The organism is Amycolatopsis ponsaeliensis (assembly GCF_030182635.1).
GTDB lineage: Bacteria > Actinomycetota > Actinomycetes > Mycobacteriales > Pseudonocardiaceae > Amycolatopsis > Amycolatopsis ponsaeliensis.
The window spans coordinates 104,119-122,657 of the sequence record NZ_JAPZLD010000008.1 but is presented as its reverse complement, the minus strand read 5'-3'; the positions used below and the strand labels follow the sequence as shown (position 1 = coordinate 122,657).

The following is an 18,539-nucleotide window of genomic DNA, read 5'->3' as shown; positions in this document are numbered from 1 at the left end:
CGCTATGACGTGCGGCAATGAAGCACGTCCTGATGTGGGTGCGTGTGATCCGTAAGGCGCAGAAGCGGAACCTGGCTACCAACCTTTCCGCTCCTGCGCTATCCACAACCAGCGGAAGTGAACAATGACAACGCTAAACGATGACAACCGGCGAGCGTCAACGGGGTCACCCGAACGCGCTGCCCCGCCGGCCGCAGCAGACGGCCCAGGATTCCGAGACGGCCTGACGACGGCCTGACGGGGCCAGCCGCAACAAAACAGCAGGTCAGAGGCGTATAGGTTTCTTGTTCATAAACTCCTCAATCCCCAAAACCCCCAATTCCCGCCCTATACCCGACCGCTTGATCCCCCCAAAAGGCAAATCCGCCTCCGAACCACCCGACTTGTTCAGATAAACCATCCCCGCCTCAATCCGCCGAGCCACCCGCACAGCCCGTTCCCGATCAGTCCCGAACACACTGGCCCCCAACCCGAACGGCGTATCATTCGCCAGCGCAATCGCCTCCTCCTCATTCTCCGCACGAAAAACCAACACCACCGGCCCGAAAATCTCCTCGTGATAAGCAGCCATCCCCGGCGTCACATCCGTAAGCACAGTCGCCTCGAGGAACGCCCCCGGCCCCGGCACCCGCCGCCCTCCCGCGCGCAGCGTCGCCCCTTCGCCGATCGCCCTCTCGACCTGCGCCGCCACCTCCTCCGCCGCCGCGATCGAAGCCAACGGCGGCAACGTCGTCGACGGGTCGGCCGGGTCGCCCGGCACGTAGTACTCCGCGACGCGCTTGGCCAGCCGGTCCACGAACTCGTCGTACAGCTCACCCAGCACGATCATCCGCTTGGGCGCGTTGCACGACTGGCCGCAGTTGCGCATCCGGGCGGTCGCGGTGACCTTGACCGTCTCGTCCAGGTCGTCGGTGTCCAGCACGATCAGCGGGTCGGACCCGCCCAGTTCCAGGACGCACTTCTTGAGGTTCCGCCCGGCTTCCGCCGCGACCGAGATCCCCGCCTGCTCACTGCCGGTCAGCGAGACGCCGACCAGGCGCGGGTCGGCGAGCATCCACGGCACCTGCCGGCTCGACGCGAACACGTTCACGTAGGCGTCCGAAGGCACCCCCGCGTCCCGCAGCACGCTCTCGATCGCCGCCGCCGAACGCGGGCAGATCGACGCGTGCTTGAGCAGGATCGTGTTGCCCAGCACCAGGTTCGGCGCGACGAACCGGGCGACCTGGTACGCCGGGAAGTTCCACGGCATGACGCCGAGCAGCGCCCCGATCGGCTCCTTCGTCAGCACGGCCTCGCCGCCGCGGATCGGGATCGGCTCGTCGGCCAGCAAGTCCGGGCCGCGGTCGCCGTAGTACCGGAAGATGTCGACGACGACGCCGACCTCACCGCGGCCTTCGTTGATCCGCTTGCCCATCTCGAGGGTCATGATCGCGGCGAGCTCGTCGGCGCGTTCGGCGAACAGCTCCGCCGCGCGCAGCACGATCGCGGCCCGCTCGGCGACCGGCCGGGCGCGCCAGGCCGCGAAGCCGCCGTGGACGCGCTCGATCGCGGCGCGGACTTCCTCGTCGGTCGCGTTCGGGATCTCCTCCACGAGTTCACCGGTGGCGGGGTTGGTGACGGAATACATGGCGGTCTCCTCTGCCCACACTAGCCTACTGCATACTGTATACACCATGGGATCGTCGGTCGACACCCACGCGGCGGTACCGCGCGCCGCGTGATCGACTATCGTTCTCGCATGACGCTGGAGATCACCGGCGGATCCTCTTTCTCCGCCCTGACAAGGGAAACCGGTCAGTGGACCCGCCGCTACGCAGGTGGCGCGATCACTTTCGGCTGTCCCGGGCGCACGTACGAACGCGCACCGCGGGTCTGGGGAGGCCGTGGCCTCGGCCTGCCCGAAGACGAGTTGCCGGCCTTCGCCGCCCAGCTCAAGCGCGTCATGAAGCACGAGGCGTACTGGCTGGCGCGGGCCGACTGCCCGGACCGACGGGCGGGTGACGCCGCGCGCTGGTCATCAGGCCGCTACGACGACGAAGACGGCTTCGTCTACTTCGCCGGACCGTGCACCCACGGCGACCCGTGGCCGGGGTACCGGCCGGCGCGGAGCTTCACGATCGTGTTGCCCCAGGTCCGCGGCCTGCGCATCCGCGTCGCCGCCTACCTGGCCGCCGGCTGACCCGAGTGAAAGCTCGTCAGCCGGCCGGAGGCGGTGCAAGCCGTGGTGTCAGCGCCGCGCGAGCCGGAGCCGTCGCCGCCGTCGTGAGCGGGATACCGTCGACCGCCCACGCGCTCCTCACCGGCCGCGACCTGCTCGCCGCGACCCGCGCCGCCGGGACGCTGCTCCCCGGCCGGCGCGACCGGCCCGGCGTCGCCGCCGGGCTGATCGCGCACGTCGTCGTCTCGGCCGCCTGGACCGGGGTCCTCGCCGCGACCGCCCGCCGCCACCGCCTCGGACTGCTCCGGGGCGCGGCGGCCGGGCTCGTGATCGCGGCGCTGGACCTGGGCGTAGCCGGCCGGGCCTACCCGGCCGTGCGGGCGCTTCCCCGCGCCCCGCAGGTCCTGGACCACCTGGTCTTCGGCGCCGTCACCGGCGCGCTCCTGGACCGTCCACACGGGACGGATCAGGGCACGACCTGGACGACGTCACCCGGGTGCAGCGAGTTGTAGAACGTCACCGCGGCCGCGTGCGAAAGGTGCACGCACCCGTGCGACTTCACCTTCAGGCTGCCCTGGTGGAACGCCACGCCGGTGGTCGTGAAGAACACCGAGTACGGCATCGGCCCGTTGTACTGCTTGCTGTAGTGGTCGATGTCCTTGTACTGCACGTGGAACGTCCCGACCGGCGTCGGGTACTTCGCGAGCCCCACGGTGATCGGGACCCCGCCGTAGGTGACGTGGCCGGCACCGTCGGTCAGCCACGCCGTATTCGAACTGCGCTGGACACAGGCCTTCGCGGCGGCACTGCACGGCGTCGATGCCGCTTCGGCCGTCCCCGCGAACGCCAAGGTCCCCGCCATCGCGGCGACCCCGCCCAGTAGTGCGATCATCCTCCGGTTCATCGCGCGCCTCCCGTTGTCGTTCGGCTACAGGAGGTAAGGTGCCCAGTTTTGCGATCTTCGAACCGAAGATCACCGACCGGGTTGCGACAGCTGGAGGAACTCGTTCTGCTCACGGTCGTAGCGCTGGGTCAGGCCATTGCCGTAGCGGTCCCACCAGTTCGCCGTGTGGCCGCCCTGGCGGGTGGTCGTGTCCCCGTAGATCTGGCGGTCGTACTCGAGGCGCGCGTCGTGGAACTCCTGCTGGAACTGCTGGGGCGTGAGGCCCTGCGCGTGCTGGACCGCCGCGTCGCTGATCGAGTTCGAGCTGCGGACGATGTCGTCGCCCGCCATGTGGTTGAGGATCGCGCGGACGCCGCCGGCGCCGCGCATGTGCGCGCCGGACATGACCGCGGCCTGGGCACCGGCATCGGTGAAGTTGAGCGCCCCCGCGGTGCGCGCGTTCGCCGTCATCAGGTCCGAGACGACGGCGCGCTCTTCCGCGCTGCCGATGCCGTACTGCTCGCGCGCGGCGATGATCCGGTCGTAGCCGTTGTGCATGTTCTGCCGGAAGCCGTACGCCTCCGGCACGCCGCCCTGCTCCCCCGTCGCGCCTTCGGAGCGCATGATCGAGTCGACGACCCGCGGGTCGAGCTGCGGCGGTGCCGCAGCGGCCGCCGCTCCCCCGCCACCGCCTTGGGCGGCGTTCTGGCCACCGCCGTAGGCCTGCGCGACGTCGGAGTCGGCCGCGTTGTACCCGTTCGCGGCCGTCTGGACGTTCTGGTTGACGTTCGTGATCAGGCTGAGGAACTTCTGGAGCGCGCTGCCCAGCGAAGAGTGCAACGCCGAGTTCGCGGCGGCGACCCCGCTGCCGATGCCGGCGAACGACATCGCGTCCAGCACCAGGCTCTCCAGGTCGCGGGTGGTCGACAGGAAGGACGACCCGACTTCCTCGACCGCCTTGGCGACCGTCCCCATTTCGGTGGTTTCGGCGCGGTAGGCCCCGGCACTCATGGTCTGCTCCCTCCGGACACCGGCTGTGCGCATCGAGAATTCCCCACCGGACGATCCCGGCACACGGCCGAATTACCCACCCGCCACGGCCGCGGTACCGGCAGGACTGACCACTCCGACGCTAAGGTCGAAGGGAACCCGGCAGTGAGGAGACGACGATGAACCAGCCCGTGGACGACCCGAACGTCGTGGACGGCGAGATCGTCGACGAGACGCCGACCGCGGCGCTGGCGATCCCGTCGATCCCCCCGCCGCCGCTGCCGGACCCGGACTACAGCGAGGGCGGGGTGCCCAGCTTCGACTTCGTCCGCGACAAGATCGAGAACCGCTACACGACGTCGCTGGGCGCCGCCGACGTGGCCGGGCTGGGCACGGAGAACACCGCCGAAGCCCTGGACAAGAAGATCGCCGACCGCGACCAGGCCGCCAAGGACCGGCTGGCCGAGATCCGCCGCTCGATGCGCGGCGAGTAGCTCAGCCGAAGATCGCGACCGGATCGCCGGTGTACCAAGCGTTTTCGATCCGCACGCGCCGCATCACCCAGCGGTCGCCGTCGCGGATCAGCGTGACGTCGTAGCGGTTCTTCAGCAGCGCGTGCTTGTCGTGGTCGTCGCTCAGCAGGTGCTGGGCCTCGACCAGGGCCGTCAGCCGCGCGGTGTCGCCGTCCACCTCGACGCGCGGATTGGTCACCTGGTGCGTCGTGTCGACGCGGCCCTCGAACAGCGCGAGGATCGTGTCGACGATCGCGTCCCGGCCCGTCATCAGCGGCGGCTCCGCGCCCCAGCGCGCGGCCGCCGGCCGGAAGTCCAGCTCCGCGTCGGCGGCGAACGACGACGCAAACAGCTCGCGGTCCTTGAGGTCCTGGCCGAGGCCGAAGCGGTACAGGGCGTCGACGATCTCGACGCGGTCATCGTGGTTCATGGCTCCAGCCTCACCGCGCCCGCGAAGCCGATCAACGCGCTTCTGTGCCACGATCGTGAAGCAGGAGTTGACGATGGAGGGGCGGAGATGGCGGAGACGCGCGAGGTCGAGTCGTTCCTGGCGTTGGCCGAGGAGCTGCACTTCGGCCGCACCGCGGAGCGGCTGCGCGTGTCGACCGCCCAGGTCAGCCAGACGATCCGGAAGCTCGAACGGCGGATCGGCGCGCCCCTGTTCACCCGGACCAGCCGCCGCGTCGAGCTGACGCCGGTCGGGCGGCAGCTCCGCGCCGACCTCGGGCCGGCGTGGTCGGCGGTCGGCGCGGCCCTGGACCGGGCGGTCGAGGCCGGCCGCGGGGTCACCGGCACGCTGCGCGTCGCGTTCGGCGACGCCGCGGGCGGGCAGCTGCTGGCAGGGGTGGCCGAGCTGTTCCGGCAGCGAGCGCCCGGCTGTGAGGTCGAGTTCCGCGAGGTGCGCCCGGCCGAGGTCCTGCCGTGGCTGCGCGAGGGCGAGGTGGACGTCGTGCTCGCCGGGCTCCCGCTCGACGGCCCCGATCTGGTCACGAGCCCGGTCCTGGTGCGGGAGACGCGTTTCCTCGCCGTGGCGGCGGGCCATCCGTTCGCGCGGCGCGACGCCGTGCCGGTCGCGGACCTGGCGCGTGTCACGGTGCTGCGCTGCGCGCTGCCGGACCCGTGGCTGGACGAACACGCTCCCGACGCGGTGCCGCGGCCGCGCGCCGGGCTCCAGGAACTGCTCACACTCGCCGGCGCCGGCGAAGGGGTGCTGCCGGTCGGTGCCCACATCCGGCGCTACTACCCGCGGCCCGACGTCGCGTACGTCGCGCTCGACGGCGCGCCCCGGCTCGAGTGGGCCCTCGTCTGGCGGGACAGCTCCGCGACGGCCCGGGTGCGCGCCTTCGCCGAGGCGGCGGCCGACCTGGTCCGCGAACCAGCCTGACGCCTATCCCAACCGGGGTACGCGGGTCGTCCGGTCAGCCCGGGAGCCAGCGCATCTCCACCGGCTGGCACGCGGCGATCGCCGTCAGCCGGTTCGGGAACACCCGCACCTGGCCGGCGAGCTTCGTCAGCCGCACCACCCGGTCGGGCACGCTCCCCGGGACGACGATCAGGCAGCCGGCTATCCCGCGGTCCCGGTAGCTCTCCACCGCCGCGAGCAGTCCCCGGGCCCCGTGCGCCGACAGGAACTCCAGCGCCGTCAGGTCGAGCACCAGCAGGTGCGGTTCCGGCAGTTCGCAGATGGCGGCTTCGATCAGCGTCGTCCACCGCAGCACGGTGGCGATGTCCAGTTCACCCTGAAGCTCGATGACCAGTGCACCGCTGATCCGCTCCGTGATGGCTTCGTCCCGCTCGAGCATCGCGCCTCCCCCGGAGCCGGATCGGGGCCGGCTCCCAGGCCATCGTCCCACTTCCGGGCGGCCCTGGCCGCCCCGACATCCGGGGCCGCGAGCGGACGGCCCAACCGGCGCGGCCGTCCGGCTCAGCGTCCACTGTGGACACTGAGCCGCGCCAGCCACTCCCGCAGCAACGTCACCTCGGCCGCCGTCAGGTCTCCCGCCGCCTCCGGCAGCCGGGCGGCGAGCGTCGTCGCCGTCGCCGCGAGGTCGCCGGACACCTCCGGCACCTCGGCGAGCACGCCGGACAGCACGCTTTCCCGCACCCGGACGGAAAACCCGGGATCCGGGTAGAGCTCCGGCCGGGTGATCAGCGACAGCGCGACGCCGGCGTTGGCCGCCATGACCATCTGCGAGGCGAGCGGCGGCGGCAGCTTCAGCCGCCCCGCGGCCGCGCACCGCTCGAGGACCGCGAGCAGCAGGCTGTGCGCCTCGGCGGCCGCCCCCGGCGGCGTCGACAGGCCCGAATACATCAGGCGGTAGTAGTTGGGGTTGCCGAGCGCGAACGCGACGTGGTTGTCCCAGCCGTCACGCAGGTCACGCACCGGGTCGCCGGACGGTTCCGCGGCCCGCTTGCCGGCGAGGTACTTCTCGAATCCGCGGTCGACGACGGCGGCGAGCAGGCCCTCCTTGTCGCCGAACTGCCGGTACAGCGCCGGAGCGCCGACACCGGCGGCCTCGCAGACCGCCCGCGTGGAGAAGTCGGCCTCGGCCGAGTGCGCCAGCAGGTCGGCCGCCGCCTCCAGAATCCGCGTTCTCACGTCCACGACACCGGACGCTACCAGCGGATATCACCGATATCAAGCAAGAGGTAGCGCCGGTTCACCACCTGTGTTAGCGTCGCTTACACAGGCACGACAACATCGATAACGAAGGACGCCCACCATGCCGTTCGCCAACTTCAAGGTCCCCGCCGGCACCCTCACCCCGGAGCAGAAGGAGCAGCTCGTCACCCGCACGACCGACCTGTACGCCGAGATCTACGGCGACCGCGCCCGCGCGAACACGATGGTGCTGGTCGAGGAGGTCGCCGACGGCGGCTGGGGCATCGGCGGCGACGTGCTCACCCTCGCGAAGCTGCAGGCCGGCTGACGTCAGGCTTCCGTAATCCTCTCGTGGAATCATCGGTACGCCGCCGAAGTTGTACAGGTGGCAGCACCACACGAGGAGAAGGAGTGACGCCGTGAGCACGTCAACCGAAAGGGCCGTCCTGGCCGGCGGCTGCTTCTGGGGGATGCAGGAGCTGTTCCGCCGTCAGCCCGGGGTGATCTCGACCCGGGTCGGTTACAGCGGCGGCGACGTCCCGAACGCCACCTACCGCAACCACGGCACGCACGCCGAGGCCATCGAGGTGGTCTACGACCCCGCGCAGACCACGTTCCGCGACCTGCTCGAGTTCTTCTTCCAGGTGCACGACCCGACCACGAAGGACCGCCAGGGCAACGACATCGGCCTGAGCTACCGTTCGGCGATCTTCTTCGAAAACGACGAGCAGAAGCGCGTCTCCGAAGACACGATCGCCGACGTCGAGGCGTCCGGGTTGTGGCCGGGCAAGGTCGTCACCGAAGTCAGCCCGGTGGGCGACTTCTGGGAGGCCGAGCCGGAGCACCAGGACTACCTGCAGCGCATTCCGAACGGGTACACGTGCCACTTCGTGCGCCCGGGCTGGAAGCTCCCGAAGCGCGAGAAGACCGCCTGACACACTCGTATCACTTAAGGCCCCTTCGTCGGCTCCCGGCGAAGGGGCCTTCGTCGTTTCAAAGGCGGAAAGATCACCCGAACGGCGGTGAGCCGCTTCCTGTCCTGAGTGGACGGTCAGCCGATCGAATCCCAATAGCGGGAAATGTCCTGTTTGGGAGTTATTGCGTCCGGTGGATAAGACCGTACGTTAGTCGCTTGTTCACGAGCCTCCGGCACCGGATTCTGATTTCCGTTACACGGCAGTATCTCTCGTCCCCCTGATCCGGCCCGGTCTCGAACCCGGGTCTGGTTCACCCTGCCCGGAGGAGATCCCTCGATGGAACTGAGACGTCCAGTCGTCTTGGCAGCAACCGGCGTGCTCGTCGGCGCGCTCTGCATCACCGGAACCGCACAGGCGCAACCCACCCCGAACGCCGCCCCGAGCGCCCTGGCCCAGGCCACCACCGCGGCCGCCGGCCTCGTGGCGAGCAGGCCCGCCGCGCTGCACGCCAGCGCGGACGACGTTTTCCAGGCCCAGAAAGCGATTTCCTCGACCAACGGCCTCCAGTACATCCCCTACGAGCGCAGCTACAAGGGCCTGCCCGTGGTCGGCGGCGACTTCGTCGTGGCGACCAACTCGACGGGCCAGGTGCTCGGCACCTCCGTCGCGCAGGACCAGACCATCAACCTCGCCTCGACCACCGCGAAGGTGACCGGGGCCGCGGCCGAGGCGACCGCGCGGCAGCAGCTGTCCGCCGTGGACAGCGTGAGCCCCGCCCAGCAGGTCGTCTACGCGCTCGGCTCGCCGACGCTGGCCTGGAAGAGCACCGTCGTCGGCCGGGACGCCGAAGGCCCGAGCCGGCTCGACGTCATCGTCGACGCCGCCACCGGCAAGGTGCTCAAGACGCAGGAGCACGTGCTGAACGGTGACGGCACCAGCGCCTGGAACGGCCCGAACCCGGTGCACCTCGACACCACGCACTCGGGCAGCACGTACTCGCTGAAGGACCCGGCCATCACCAACACGTCCTGCCAGGACGCGGCCAACAACACCACCTTCAGCGGGCCGGACGACCTCTGGGGCAACGGCACCGCCAGCAACCGCGAGACCGGCTGCGTCGACGCGCTGTTCGCCGCCCAGACCGAGAACAAGATGCTCTCGCAGTGGCTGGGCCGCAACGGCTTCGACGGCAGCGGCGGCGGCTGGCCGATCCGCGTCGGCCTGAACGACCAGAACGCCTACTACGACGGCACCCAGGTCCAGATCGGCAAGAACACCGCCGGCGGCTGGATCGGCTCGATCGACGTCGTCGCGCACGAGCACGGCCACGGCATCGACGACCACACCCCGGGTGGCATCTCGGGTTCGGGCACGCAGGAGTTCGTCGCGGACGTCTTCGGCGCCTCGACCGAGTGGTTCGCGAACGAGCCGGCTCCCTACGACCAGCCGGACTTCCTCGTCGGCGAGCAGGTGAACCTCGTCGGTTCCGGCCCGATCCGCAACATGTACAACCCGTCGGCGCTGGGCGACAAGAACTGCTACGACAGCTCGGTCCCCAACGGTGAGGTGCACGCGGCCGCCGGCCCCGGCAACCACTGGTTCTACCTGCTGGCCGAAGGCACCAACCCGACCAACGGGCAGCCGACCAGTACCACGTGCAACAGCTCCACGGTCACCGGCCTCGGTGTCCAGAACGCGGTGAAGATCTTCTACAACGCGATGCTGCTCAAGACCACCAGCAGCTCGTACCTGAAGTACCGCACCTGGACGCTGACCGCGGCGAAGAACCTGTTCCCGGGCAGCTGCACCGAGTTCAACACCGTCAAGGCGGCGTGGGACGCGATCTCGGTCCCGGCGCAGTCGGCCGACCCGACCTGCTCGGCGACCGGCACCGTCACGGTGTCCAACCCGGGCAACCAGTCGACCGTCACCGGCACCGCGGTGAACCTGCCGCTGTCGGCTTCGGGCGGCACCTCGCCGTACTCCTGGACCGCCACCGGCCTCCCGGCCGGCCTGTCGATCAACGCCTCCACCGGCACGATCTCGGGCACCGCGACCACCGCGGGCACCTCGAGCGTCACGGTGACGGCGAAGGACGCGGCCAACAAGACCGGCACGGCGTCGTTCAGCTGGACCGTCGGCACCACCACCGGCTGCTCCGGCCAGAAGATCCTCAACGGCGGCTACGAATCGGGCGCGACGAGCTGGACCGGTACCACCGGGGCCATCGGCCAGTGGGCGTCCTCGGGTGAGGCCGCGCACGGCGGCACCTACTCGGCCTACCTCGACGGCTACGGCTCCACGCACACGGAGAACGTCGCCCAGTCGGTGAGCATCCCGGCCGGCTGCCACGCCAGCCTGACGTTCTACCTGCACATCGACACGGCGGAGACGACCACGTCCACCGCCTACGACAAGCTGACCGTCACCAACGGCAGCGCCACCCTCGGCAGCTACTCCAACCTGAACAAGGCCACCGGGTACGCCCTCCGGACGATCGACGTTTCGTCGGCCGCCGGCGGCACCCTCGCGCTGAAGTTCACCGGCACCGAGGACAGCTCGCTGCAGACGTCGTTCGTGATCGACGACGTCGCGGTGACGCTGAGCTGAAACCGCTGAATCCGCACTGAAAAGGCGGGGAATCCGGGAATTCCGGGTTCCCCGCCTTTTCGCATTCCGCCGTCCGCGGGGCAGAATCGGCCCATGGACACCGAAGAACTGCGCGCGACCCAGGCCCCGCTGAAGGACAAGTACCGCGAGACGCCGGAAAGCGCGCTCGTCACGCTGCACGCCGACGCCGAGCTCGACGGCCTCGGGATCTCCTGCAAGGTCGAAACCGGCCGAGCCGTCGTGGAAGCCGGGCTGCACCCGGCGACCGGCGGCGACGGCACCCTCGCCTGTTCCGGCGACATGCTGCTGGAAGCGCTCGTCGCGTGCGCCGGGGTGACGCTGCGGGCGGTGGCGACGTCGCTGGGCCTCGAAGTCCGCGGCGGGCGGGTCCGCGCCGAAGGCGACCTCGACTTCCGTGGCACCCTCGCCGTCGCGAAGGACGCGCCGGTGGGCTTCCGCGCGATCCGGCTGTCGTTCGCTCTGGACACCGACGCTTCCGAAGACGAACTGGCGACGCTCAAGAAGCTGACCGAGCGCTACTGCGTCGTGTTCCAGTCGCTGCGCACTCCCCCGGAGTTCGCCGTCACGCTTTCGGCGAACTGACCCCGGCTCAGGGAGAAACCCGGAGGACAAAGCGGACGCCCGTGGCCTAGCTTGACGGGGTCACGAGAGGGGAACCGCCATGCCCGAACCGGACTTGGCCGTCCAGGTGCGCGGACTCGTCAAGACCTACGGGTCGACCCGCGCGCTCGACGGCGTCGACCTCGACATCCCGGCCGGGCGGGTGCTCGGCCTGCTCGGCCCGAACGGCGCCGGGAAGACGACCACGGTCCGCATCCTGACGACGCTGCTGCGGCCGGATTCCGGCGAGGCGCACGTCGCCGGGTACGACGTCCTGACCCAGCCCGACGAGGTGCGGCAGCGGATCGGGCTGTCCGGCCAGTACGCGGCCGTCGACGAGAACCTCACCGGGTTCGAGAACCTCTACATGGTCGGGCGGCTGTACGGCAGGCGGAAGTCTGCCGCCCGGTCGCGTGCCCGGGAGCTGCTGGCGCGGTTCGCGCTCGAGGAGGCCGCGGACCGGCCGGCGAAGGGCTATTCGGGCGGCATGCGCCGACGTCTCGACCTGGCCGGCGCGCTGGTCGCCGAGCCGACCGTCGTCGTCCTCGACGAGCCGACCACCGGCCTGGACCCGGGCGGACGCCTCGACACGTGGGGCGTCATCAAGGAACTGGTGGCGGACGGCACGACCGTGCTGCTGACCACCCAGTACCTCGAAGAGGCCGACCAGCTCGCCGACTCGATCGTGGTGATCGACCACGGCCGGGTGATCGCGCGCGGCACGGCCGACGAGCTCAAGGCCCAGATCGGCGGCGAACGGCTGGAACTGGTCGTCGCCTCCGCCGCGGACCTGCCGGCGACGCTGGAGGTGCTGCGCGAGGTGGGGACCGGCGAGCCGTCCGGCGACGACCACACGCGGCGCGCGGAGATCCTCGTCGACACCGGGCCGAAGGCACTCATCGAAGCCCTGCGCCGGCTCGACGGGCAGGGAATCGCCGTCCAGGACGTCGCCCTGCACCGGCCGACGCTCGACGACGTGTTCCTGTCCCTGACCGGCCACGGCGCCGAGTCCGCGTCGGCTGAAGAGGTGGCGAAGTGAACGCGATCGCGAAAGGCATCTCCGACGGCGGCATCATCACGTGGCGCAACCTGATGAACGTCCGCCGCAACCCCGACTGGCTGATGGCCGCGACGCTGCAGCCGATCATGTTCGTGCTGCTGTTCGCCTACGTCTTCGGCAACGCGATCGGCGGCGAGTCGGGCGGCGCGGCCTACCGCGAGTTCCTGATCGCGGGGATCTTCGCCCAGACGGTGGCGTTCAACTCGGCGTTCACGGTGATCGGGTTCGCGAACGACCTGCAGAAGGGCATCATCGACCGGTTCCGGTCCCTGCCGATGTCCCGCATCGCGGTGGTCCTCGGCCGGACGACGTCCGACCTGGTGGTCAGCGTGGTGGCGCTGGTCGTGATGTCGGCGTGCGGGCTGATCGTGGGCTGGCGCATCCGCGGCAGCTTCTGGGACGCACTGCTGGGCTACCTGGTGATGCTGATGTTCGCGTGGGCCCTGTCGTGGGTGGGCGCGCTGATCGGCCTGGCGGCACGCAGCGTCGAGGTGGCGCAGAGCCTGGGGCTGGTCTGGATGTTCCCGCTGAGCTTCATCTCCTCGGCGTTCGTCCCGACCCAGACGCTGCCGGCGTTCCTCAAGGCGATCGCGGACTGGAACCCGTTCACGGCGGTGATCAACGCGACGAGAGACCTGTTCGGCAACCGGTTCGGCCCGGCACCGACGGGGTGGCCGGCGGAGAACGCGGCGCTGTACGCGATCCTTTGCTGCGTGGGGATCATCGCGGTGTTCGCCCCACTGGCGACGGCGAAGTACCGCCGGGTGGCGAGCAAGTAGTCCGGTGGCGGCTACTTCTGCAGCTGGATCTTCGACAAGTCGATACCTCCGCGAAAAAGGAAGAAGATCACTGCCGCCAAGGTGAAGAGACCCCACACGGCAGTGGCCAGGCGGGAATACCTGTCGACGGCGTCGGCGCCCCGGGCGACGAGTGAACTCCAGCGCCGCTTCGGGGCTGTCTGCTGCACAGGTACACCGTCATCGCCGAAAGCCCCGACGGCCTGCGCCACGGTCGCCGGGAAACGGGGATCGGCCGGACCTGCCAGGACGGCGACGACATTCCGGAGCTCCAGGGACAGTTGGTCGGGGCAAGCACCACTCAGTGACTTCGCTCCGGCGAGGAAGGCATGGATCCGGCGGCTCCCGGCGCGCAGGATCGACGCGACCGGATGCTGCCCGAAAGCCAGGTCGATCCGGCCGGCCGCCGCATTCAAAGCCCGCGCGGCTCGAGCGAGCAGCACCCGTCGTTGCCCGAGGAGGTCGATGAGCCCGGCTCGGCGCTTGGCGCGCTCGGATCTCCGGTCTTCGTTTCCCGCGGCAAGGCATCGCTGGACGGCCACAGCAGCATGCACGGTCGGCAGCGCGATGACTATCGCCTGTCTCAGCGCACTGCTCACCACGAATGTGACGGCAAGGCTCACCAGGAGCAATCCGGCATAGCCGTATTCCGGCGTAAACCTGAGCGAGTCCACCTGATGAGCAGGTACGGGAGCCGAGGAACCTGACAGGTGTGACAAGGTAATGACCGGGCCGAGGTACATTCCGGCTTTTGCACTCCACCGAAGCCAGGTGTAGAGCCAGACCCTGCGCAGGAAGTCGAATCTGTTCACCACGCCGACCTCGTCAACCAAGAACAGTAATTCCGGAGACGTCCAGAACCTCTGAGACGTTCCGCTGGTTACGTACCGAACCGCATGAACAAGAAACGCCCCACCCCAAACCGCACCCAGAAAGGCCACCAAAGGCGGTCCACTGACGCTCAGCGGGAGAATTCGCTCGCCGTTGAGCCTGCCGATTTCGCGACCCATCGCAACGATGAACAACGTCCCGATGAACCAAGTGACCGCGGCAGAACCAGTTCGTACTACAGCGCCGAACATCGATTTGAGACAGTTTTTCCGCCGACTTCTCAACCGCCAAGCAGACCACCACGTACGCGCCGACCATCTCGGTATGATCCGCGCAGTCACCCCTTCCGACAAAGTCCGGCTTCTCTGCACGTTCGACAAGCCGTACAGCGCCAGAACACAGGAAGCCAGAATCACGAAGGAGATGATCGCGGTAGCCGGCGGAGCCAGGAGCACCAGAAGAACACCACGAATGCGCACCGGCTCAGGACTACCATGCCGGAGTCATGAGGGCGAGGGCTTCAAAGAGCAACCGAGCACCCGCCGTCGACCCACACACCTCGACGGACTCGCTCAGTCCTCTTCGGACAGCTCCACGATCGGGATCACCCGCTTGGCCTCCCTGGCCTTCGCCTGGTGATCCGCCAGGAACGGGTAGTGCTCCTCCAGCTCCCCCCACGTCCGCACGTAGTCGGCCCCCAGCAGCGGCAGCGCCTCGCCGTCGAACGTCGCGCCGTCCACCTCCACCTTCACCCGGGAATCGGCGATCAGGTTCAGGTACCAGTCCGGGTGCCTCGGCGCCCCGATGTTCGACGCCACCACCAGCAGCCGCGGGCCGTCGCGGTGGTACATCATCGGGACCGTGCGCGGCTTGCCCGTGCGGCGGCCCGTCGTCGTCAGCAGCACCAGCCGCTCGCGGTGCATGCCCTCGACCTCGCCACCCGCCCGGAACTGCTCGATCACGCGGCGGTTCGTGTCCTGGACGTCGACGGTGTCCATGGTCACCGGTCGTAGTAGCGGGTCGGCGGGGGCTCCTGGCGCGTCGGCGGCCCGGGTTGCTGCTGGCTGCGGCGCCGGTGCAGCGTGCGGGCGCTCGCCGCCATGCTGTTGACCACCGCGGCGATCACGAGCCCGATGACGAGGTTGATCGCGGCCGTGGCGATCTTCGCGCTCGGCGCGACGCTCAGCGTCAGCGGCAGGACCACCGCGATCAGCGTCACCAGCACCATGATCCAGCCGAAGAACTGCGACGGCGCGGGCGTGGCGACGCTGAGCAGGTGCATCAGCCCGGTGGCGAGCAGGGCCACCGCGGCGGCGACCAGCGCGTACGTCGTGGTGCTCGCGTTGCCCCAGACGCCTTCGCCTTTTGGGGCCAGCACTTCGACCTCGAAGACGCCGCGTGCGATCAGCAGCCCGACCACCGCGAGCAGGGCCGCGATCACCGCCGTCGCGACGCCGCCCGCCCACAGCCTGCGCGCGTCGATCCCCGGGCGGACGTCCTGGGGCTGGTTCCCGTAGTAGTCGGCCATCAGAGCCTTCCTAGGTCGGCGGCGCCTCTCGGCGTCGATTGTCCCCTCTTTCGGCTCCGGCCGCGCGACTTGCGCTGGAGCGCACTCCAGCTCGTACCGTCGAGACCATGAGCACCGCACAGCACAAGATCGGATCGGGCTTCGGCGCCGGCACCACGGCCGCCGAAGCCGTCGCGGGCGTCGACCTCACCGGCAAGCTCGCCGTCGTCACCGGCGGGTACTCCGGGATCGGCCTCGAAACCACCCGCGCGCTCACCGGCGCCGGCGCGCACGTCGTCGTCCCGGCCCGCCGTCGCGCCACCGCCGAAGAGGCCCTCTCGGGGATCGACGACGTCGAGGTCGACGAGCTGGACCTGGGCGATCTCGACAGCGTCCGCGTGTTCGCCGAGCGTTTCCTGGCCTCCGGACGGCGGATCGACCTCCTCATCGCCAACGCGGGCGTGATGGCCTGCCCCGAGACGCGCGTCGGACCGGGCTGGGAAGCCCAGTTCGCCACCAACCACCTCGGCCACTTCGCGCTGGTCAACCGGCTGTGGCCGGCCGTCGCCGACGGCGCCCGCGTCGTCTCGCTGTCCTCGCGCGGCCACCACAACTCGGCCATCCGCTGGGACGACGTCCAGTTCGAGCGCGGCTACGACAAGTGGGCGGCCTACGGGCAGGCCAAGACGGCCAACGTGCTCTTCGCCGTCCGGCTCGACGAGCTGGCCGCTTCCCGGGGTGTCCACGCGTTCGCGCTGCACCCGGGCGGCATCATGACGCCCCTGCAGCGGCACCTGCCGCGGGAAGAGATGATCGAGCGCGGCTGGATCGACGAGGCCGGCAACTTCCTGGTGCAGTTCAAGACGCCGGAGCAGGGCGCGGCGACGACGGTCTGGGCCGCGACGTCGCCGCAGCTGGCCGGGCTCGGCGGGCTGTACCTCGAGGACTGCGACGTCGCCGAACTGTCCCCTCCGGACGCCGAGGGCATGACCGAGTCGGGTGTCCGCCGGTACGCCGTGGACCGCGACGAGGCCCGTCGACTGTGGACGCTGTCGGCGGAGCTGACCGGCGTGGACGCCTTCGCGTGATCTTTTGACGTTTGCGGGTCACGCGATCGGGGTAAATTGCGGCCGTGGCCGACGACGGCGGGAGAACGGGGAACGCGCCGATGAGCGACGCGGACGACGTCACGTGTGCTCGTTTCGACCTCGGCGAGTTCGCCGTCCATCCGCGCTCGCTCGACGAGCGTCCGCCGGAGCTGCTGGCCGGGCGCTACGAGGTCGGCCGGCTGATCGGCACCGGCGGCTCGGCGCGCGTGTACCGCGCCTACGACCTGAGGCTCGAGCGGGAGGTCGCGGTCAAGGTCTACGACCGCGACGTCGTCGCGATGGACCAGCGCCGCCGCCTGCGCGAGATGAGCATCCAGGCCGGCATCACCCACCCGGGCGTGGTGGCGCTGCTGGACAGCGGCACCGACCACGGCCGGACGTACCTGGTGATGCAACTGGTCGAGGGCGAGAACCTGGCGGAGCGGCTGCTGGGCGGCCCGATGCCGGCGGAGCGGGTGACGGCGCTGGCCGACGGCCTCGCCGAGGCGCTGGCCCACGTGCACGCGCGGCGGATCGTCCACCGGGATCTCAAGCCCGCCAACGTGTTCCTGTCCGCGCACGGCCCGTTGATCGGCGACTTCGGCATCGCCCACGCCCTCGACACGACGCACATCACCGGCACGGGCGTGGTCCCGGGCACGGCGGCGTACCTGGCGCCCGAGCAGGTCAGCGGCGAGCCGGCGGGCCCACCGGTGGACGTGTACGCGCTCGGGTTGATCCTGCTGGAGTGCGTGACGGGCCACCGCGAGTACGCGGGCACGATGGTCGAGGCGGCGATGGCCCGGTTGACCCGCCCGCCCCGGGTCCCGGAGGGGCTGCCGCCATCGCTGGCGCACACGTTGCGCCGGATGACGCGGCGCGAGCCAGCCGACCGCCCGACGGCGGATGAGGTGCGGCGGCTGTTGCACGCACCGGCACCGACGTTGCCGTGGGCGACCGGACGGTTCGCCGCGGCGGGAGTGCTGCGGAGGTGGCACCGCGCGACACCAGCAGGCCGCGGCAGGCTCGGTGCTGTGGGCCGCCGCCGGGCCGCGGGGGACGACGGCGGGCAGGTCGGCGCGGCGGCGATCGCCGGGGACTCCGGCCAGATCGATGCCGGGGCAGGCGACCCCGGCCGGCGCGGCCGCGCCGCCGGCGCGGCTGGCGACCACCGGCTGAGCGACTCCACGGCAGGCCACCTCGACCCGCGCGCGCACACCGCGGGCAACCGCAGCACCGTCGATGCCGCGGCGAGCAACCCCGGCCCGCGCGAACTCGCCAGCCAGCACCACCCGAGCGACTCCACAGCAGGCCACCTCGACCCGCGCGCACACACCCCGGCCGACCGCAGCCCGTTCGATGCCGCACCGAGCAACCCCGGCGCCGGCCCCTTCGATCCCACCCTCGCCGACACCGGGATTCCCCACCGAGCCGCCCCCACCGGCCCACGCAAGATCCTCACCGCCGTAGGCCTCTCACCGGCAAGCCTCCCCGCCCAGCGTCGCCGGTTCACCGCCGCCGCCGGGCTTACCGCCGCGGCCGTTGCCGCCGTCTCCGCGATGCTGCTCTCCTCGCAAACCCCCGAGACCAGCACTCCCGCCCAGCCGCCGGCGCCCAGTTCTCCCGCTCCCACCCAAGAGACGCTCGCCGGGTCCGGGACGCCGGATCCGGCGGGCCCCGCCGGCACCGAATCCGCCGATCTCGAACCCGCCGCCGTCACCCGGCAGACCCAGGCCTCGCCGAAGACCACGAAGCCCGGCAAACCACCCAAGACCGAGACCCACGGCAAGGGCAAAGGCAAGGGCCCAGGCCACGACTAGGACCACCGGCCGGGCCGATCCGGGCCCAACGGCCCTAGCGCCCGAAACCCATTCCGAATAAACCGTAAGTCGTCTCGAATTGTTTCCCCGAATTCGGACTCGAAGCAATAACGACCGGTAACCGGAACCCGCCCCGCGCCGAC

The 18,539-nt window shown here is 70.2% G+C and carries 21 protein-coding genes; 12 read left to right on the top strand and 9 right to left on the bottom strand.

The window, feature by feature from the left end; translation table 11 throughout:
* Window positions 1-265 precede the first annotated feature (265 nt).
* Window positions 266-1,627 (bottom strand): NAD-dependent succinate-semialdehyde dehydrogenase, encoded by a 1,362-nt coding sequence (locus tag QQ657_RS14290; RefSeq protein WP_434056739.1) that lies wholly within the window; start codon window positions 1,625-1,627, stop codon window positions 266-268.
* 111 nt (window positions 1,628-1,738) lie between these two features.
* On the opposite strand from QQ657_RS14290, the gene QQ657_RS14285 reads away from it, so the two are divergent.
* Window positions 1,739-2,179, top strand: a complete 441-nt coding sequence (locus tag QQ657_RS14285; RefSeq protein WP_284742596.1) for a hypothetical protein — start codon at window positions 1,739-1,741, stop codon at window positions 2,177-2,179.
* A gap of 83 nt (window positions 2,180-2,262) precedes the next feature.
* A complete protein-coding gene (locus QQ657_RS14280; protein ID WP_284742595.1) occupies window positions 2,263-2,670 on the top strand; it encodes a hypothetical protein in 408 nt (135 codons plus the stop codon).
* Here the strand turns inward: QQ657_RS14280 and QQ657_RS14275 are convergent.
* Complete coding sequence (locus QQ657_RS14275; protein ID WP_284742594.1) at window positions 2,625-3,062, bottom strand: L,D-transpeptidase; 438 nt, start codon at window positions 3,060-3,062, stop codon at window positions 2,625-2,627. The genes QQ657_RS14280 and QQ657_RS14275 overlap by 46 nt on opposite strands.
* Before the next feature lie 69 nt (window positions 3,063-3,131).
* Window positions 3,132-4,052 (bottom strand): hypothetical protein, encoded by a 921-nt coding sequence (locus QQ657_RS14270; RefSeq protein ID WP_284742593.1) that lies wholly within the window; start codon window positions 4,050-4,052, stop codon window positions 3,132-3,134.
* A gap of 158 nt (window positions 4,053-4,210) precedes the next feature.
* Here QQ657_RS14270 and QQ657_RS14265 point away from each other — a divergent pair, with 158 nt between their 5' ends.
* The gene (locus QQ657_RS14265; RefSeq protein WP_284742592.1) at window positions 4,211-4,525 is read left to right on the top strand and encodes a hypothetical protein; all 315 of its coding nucleotides are present in this window, start codon (window positions 4,211-4,213) and stop codon (window positions 4,523-4,525) included.
* A gap of 1 nt (window position 4,526) precedes the next feature.
* Here the strand turns inward: QQ657_RS14265 and QQ657_RS14260 are convergent, their stop codons facing one another.
* Complete coding sequence (locus QQ657_RS14260) at window positions 4,527-4,973, bottom strand: nuclear transport factor 2 family protein (protein ID WP_284742591.1); 447 nt, start codon at window positions 4,971-4,973, stop codon at window positions 4,527-4,529.
* An 87-nt stretch (window positions 4,974-5,060) separates the two neighbouring features.
* Between QQ657_RS14260 and QQ657_RS14255 the strand changes: the two genes are divergently transcribed.
* A complete protein-coding gene (locus QQ657_RS14255) occupies window positions 5,061-5,927 on the top strand; it encodes a LysR family transcriptional regulator (RefSeq protein WP_284742590.1) in 867 nt (288 codons plus the stop codon).
* A gap of 34 nt (window positions 5,928-5,961) precedes the next feature.
* On the opposite strand, the gene QQ657_RS14250 is transcribed toward QQ657_RS14255, so the two are convergent.
* Window positions 5,962-6,345: an STAS domain-containing protein gene (locus tag QQ657_RS14250; protein ID WP_284742589.1), complete on the bottom strand. Its 384-nt coding sequence runs from the start codon at window positions 6,343-6,345 to the stop codon at window positions 5,962-5,964.
* Between the two features lie 122 nt (window positions 6,346-6,467).
* On the bottom strand, window positions 6,468-7,148 hold the full coding sequence (locus tag QQ657_RS14245; protein WP_284742588.1) for a TetR/AcrR family transcriptional regulator: 681 nt from the start codon (window positions 7,146-7,148) through the stop codon (window positions 6,468-6,470).
* A gap of 118 nt (window positions 7,149-7,266) precedes the next feature.
* On the opposite strand from QQ657_RS14245, the gene QQ657_RS14240 reads away from it, so the two are divergent.
* The 6 genes from QQ657_RS14240 (at window position 7,267) to QQ657_RS14215 (ending at window position 13,132) form a co-directional block, all read left to right on the top strand.
* A complete protein-coding gene (locus QQ657_RS14240; RefSeq protein WP_284742587.1) occupies window positions 7,267-7,473 on the top strand; it encodes a 4-oxalocrotonate tautomerase family protein in 207 nt (68 codons plus the stop codon).
* Between the two features lie 91 nt (window positions 7,474-7,564).
* Window positions 7,565-8,080, top strand: a complete 516-nt coding sequence (gene msrA / locus QQ657_RS14235; protein WP_284742586.1) for a peptide-methionine (S)-S-oxide reductase MsrA — start codon at window positions 7,565-7,567, stop codon at window positions 8,078-8,080.
* A 318-nt stretch (window positions 8,081-8,398) separates the two neighbouring features.
* Window positions 8,399-10,672 carry a M4 family metallopeptidase gene (locus tag QQ657_RS14230; RefSeq protein WP_284742585.1) on the top strand — a complete coding sequence of 758 codons (2,274 nt, stop codon included), beginning with the start codon at window positions 8,399-8,401 and terminating at the stop codon, window positions 10,670-10,672.
* 93 nt (window positions 10,673-10,765) lie between these two features.
* Window positions 10,766-11,275, top strand: a complete 510-nt coding sequence (locus tag QQ657_RS14225; RefSeq protein WP_284742584.1) for an OsmC family protein — start codon at window positions 10,766-10,768, stop codon at window positions 11,273-11,275.
* 79 nt (window positions 11,276-11,354) lie between these two features.
* On the top strand, window positions 11,355-12,332 hold the full coding sequence (locus tag QQ657_RS14220; RefSeq protein ID WP_284742583.1) for an ATP-binding cassette domain-containing protein: 978 nt from the start codon (window positions 11,355-11,357) through the stop codon (window positions 12,330-12,332).
* The gene (locus QQ657_RS14215) at window positions 12,329-13,132 is read left to right on the top strand and encodes an ABC transporter permease (protein ID WP_284742582.1); all 804 of its coding nucleotides are present in this window, start codon (window positions 12,329-12,331) and stop codon (window positions 13,130-13,132) included. Before QQ657_RS14220 ends, QQ657_RS14215 begins: the two co-directional genes overlap by 4 nt.
* Window positions 13,133-13,143: 11 nt before the next feature.
* Here QQ657_RS14215 and QQ657_RS14210 read toward each other — a convergent pair whose 3' ends face one another.
* From QQ657_RS14210 to QQ657_RS14200, 3 genes are all read right to left on the bottom strand, one after another.
* Entirely contained in the window at window positions 13,144-14,232 is a 1,089-nt protein-coding gene (locus tag QQ657_RS14210) for a hypothetical protein (protein ID WP_284742581.1), read from the bottom strand.
* A 321-nt stretch (window positions 14,233-14,553) separates the two neighbouring features.
* The gene (locus QQ657_RS14205) at window positions 14,554-14,979 is read right to left on the bottom strand and encodes a nitroreductase/quinone reductase family protein (RefSeq protein WP_284742756.1); all 426 of its coding nucleotides are present in this window, start codon (window positions 14,977-14,979) and stop codon (window positions 14,554-14,556) included.
* Window positions 14,980-14,981: 2 nt separating this feature from the next.
* Window positions 14,982-15,509, bottom strand: a complete 528-nt coding sequence (locus QQ657_RS14200) for a DUF6069 family protein (protein ID WP_284742580.1) — start codon at window positions 15,507-15,509, stop codon at window positions 14,982-14,984.
* A gap of 107 nt (window positions 15,510-15,616) precedes the next feature.
* Between QQ657_RS14200 and QQ657_RS14195 the strand changes: the two genes are divergently transcribed.
* Together QQ657_RS14195 and QQ657_RS14190 are read left to right on the top strand one after the other, a co-directional pair.
* The gene (locus QQ657_RS14195; RefSeq protein ID WP_284742579.1) at window positions 15,617-16,576 is read left to right on the top strand and encodes an SDR family NAD(P)-dependent oxidoreductase; all 960 of its coding nucleotides are present in this window, start codon (window positions 15,617-15,619) and stop codon (window positions 16,574-16,576) included.
* An 80-nt stretch (window positions 16,577-16,656) separates the two neighbouring features.
* Window positions 16,657-18,396, top strand: coding sequence for a serine/threonine-protein kinase (locus tag QQ657_RS14190; RefSeq protein WP_284742578.1), 1,740 nt, complete (start codon window positions 16,657-16,659; stop codon window positions 18,394-18,396).
* Window positions 18,397-18,539: the final 143 nt, after the last annotated feature.

Bases quoted from the DNA above. Each gene is read 5' to 3' on its own strand.
- QQ657_RS14270 (WP_284742593.1), bottom strand. From the start codon at position 4,052: ATGAGTGCCGGGGCCTACCGCGCCGAAACCACCGAAATGGGGACGGTC.
- QQ657_RS14285 (WP_284742596.1), top strand. From the start codon at position 1,739: ATGACGCTGGAGATCACCGGCGGATCCTCTTTCTCCGCCCTGACAAGG.
- QQ657_RS14210 (WP_284742581.1), bottom strand. From the start codon at position 14,232: ATGTTCGGCGCTGTAGTACGAACTGGTTCTGCCGCGGTCACTTGGTTC.
- QQ657_RS14250 (WP_284742589.1), bottom strand. From the start codon at position 6,345: ATGCTCGAGCGGGACGAAGCCATCACGGAGCGGATCAGCGGTGCACTG.
- QQ657_RS14200 (WP_284742580.1), bottom strand. From the start codon at position 15,509: ATGGCCGACTACTACGGGAACCAGCCCCAGGACGTCCGCCCGGGGATC.
- QQ657_RS14190 (WP_284742578.1), top strand. From the start codon at position 16,657: ATGAGCGACGCGGACGACGTCACGTGTGCTCGTTTCGACCTCGGCGAG.
- QQ657_RS14265 (WP_284742592.1), top strand. From the start codon at position 4,211: ATGAACCAGCCCGTGGACGACCCGAACGTCGTGGACGGCGAGATCGTC.
- QQ657_RS14290 (WP_434056739.1), bottom strand. From the start codon at position 1,627: ATGTATTCCGTCACCAACCCCGCCACCGGTGAACTCGTGGAGGAGATC.
- QQ657_RS14255 (WP_284742590.1), top strand. From the start codon at position 5,061: ATGGCGGAGACGCGCGAGGTCGAGTCGTTCCTGGCGTTGGCCGAGGAG.
- QQ657_RS14240 (WP_284742587.1), top strand. From the start codon at position 7,267: ATGCCGTTCGCCAACTTCAAGGTCCCCGCCGGCACCCTCACCCCGGAG.
- QQ657_RS14260 (WP_284742591.1), bottom strand. From the start codon at position 4,973: ATGAACCACGATGACCGCGTCGAGATCGTCGACGCCCTGTACCGCTTC.
- QQ657_RS14225 (WP_284742584.1), top strand. From the start codon at position 10,766: ATGGACACCGAAGAACTGCGCGCGACCCAGGCCCCGCTGAAGGACAAG.
- QQ657_RS14195 (WP_284742579.1), top strand. From the start codon at position 15,617: ATGAGCACCGCACAGCACAAGATCGGATCGGGCTTCGGCGCCGGCACC.
- QQ657_RS14230 (WP_284742585.1), top strand. From the start codon at position 8,399: ATGGAACTGAGACGTCCAGTCGTCTTGGCAGCAACCGGCGTGCTCGTC.
- QQ657_RS14205 (WP_284742756.1), bottom strand. From the start codon at position 14,979: ATGGACACCGTCGACGTCCAGGACACGAACCGCCGCGTGATCGAGCAG.
- QQ657_RS14220 (WP_284742583.1), top strand. From the start codon at position 11,355: ATGCCCGAACCGGACTTGGCCGTCCAGGTGCGCGGACTCGTCAAGACC.
- QQ657_RS14275 (WP_284742594.1), bottom strand. From the start codon at position 3,062: ATGAACCGGAGGATGATCGCACTACTGGGCGGGGTCGCCGCGATGGCG.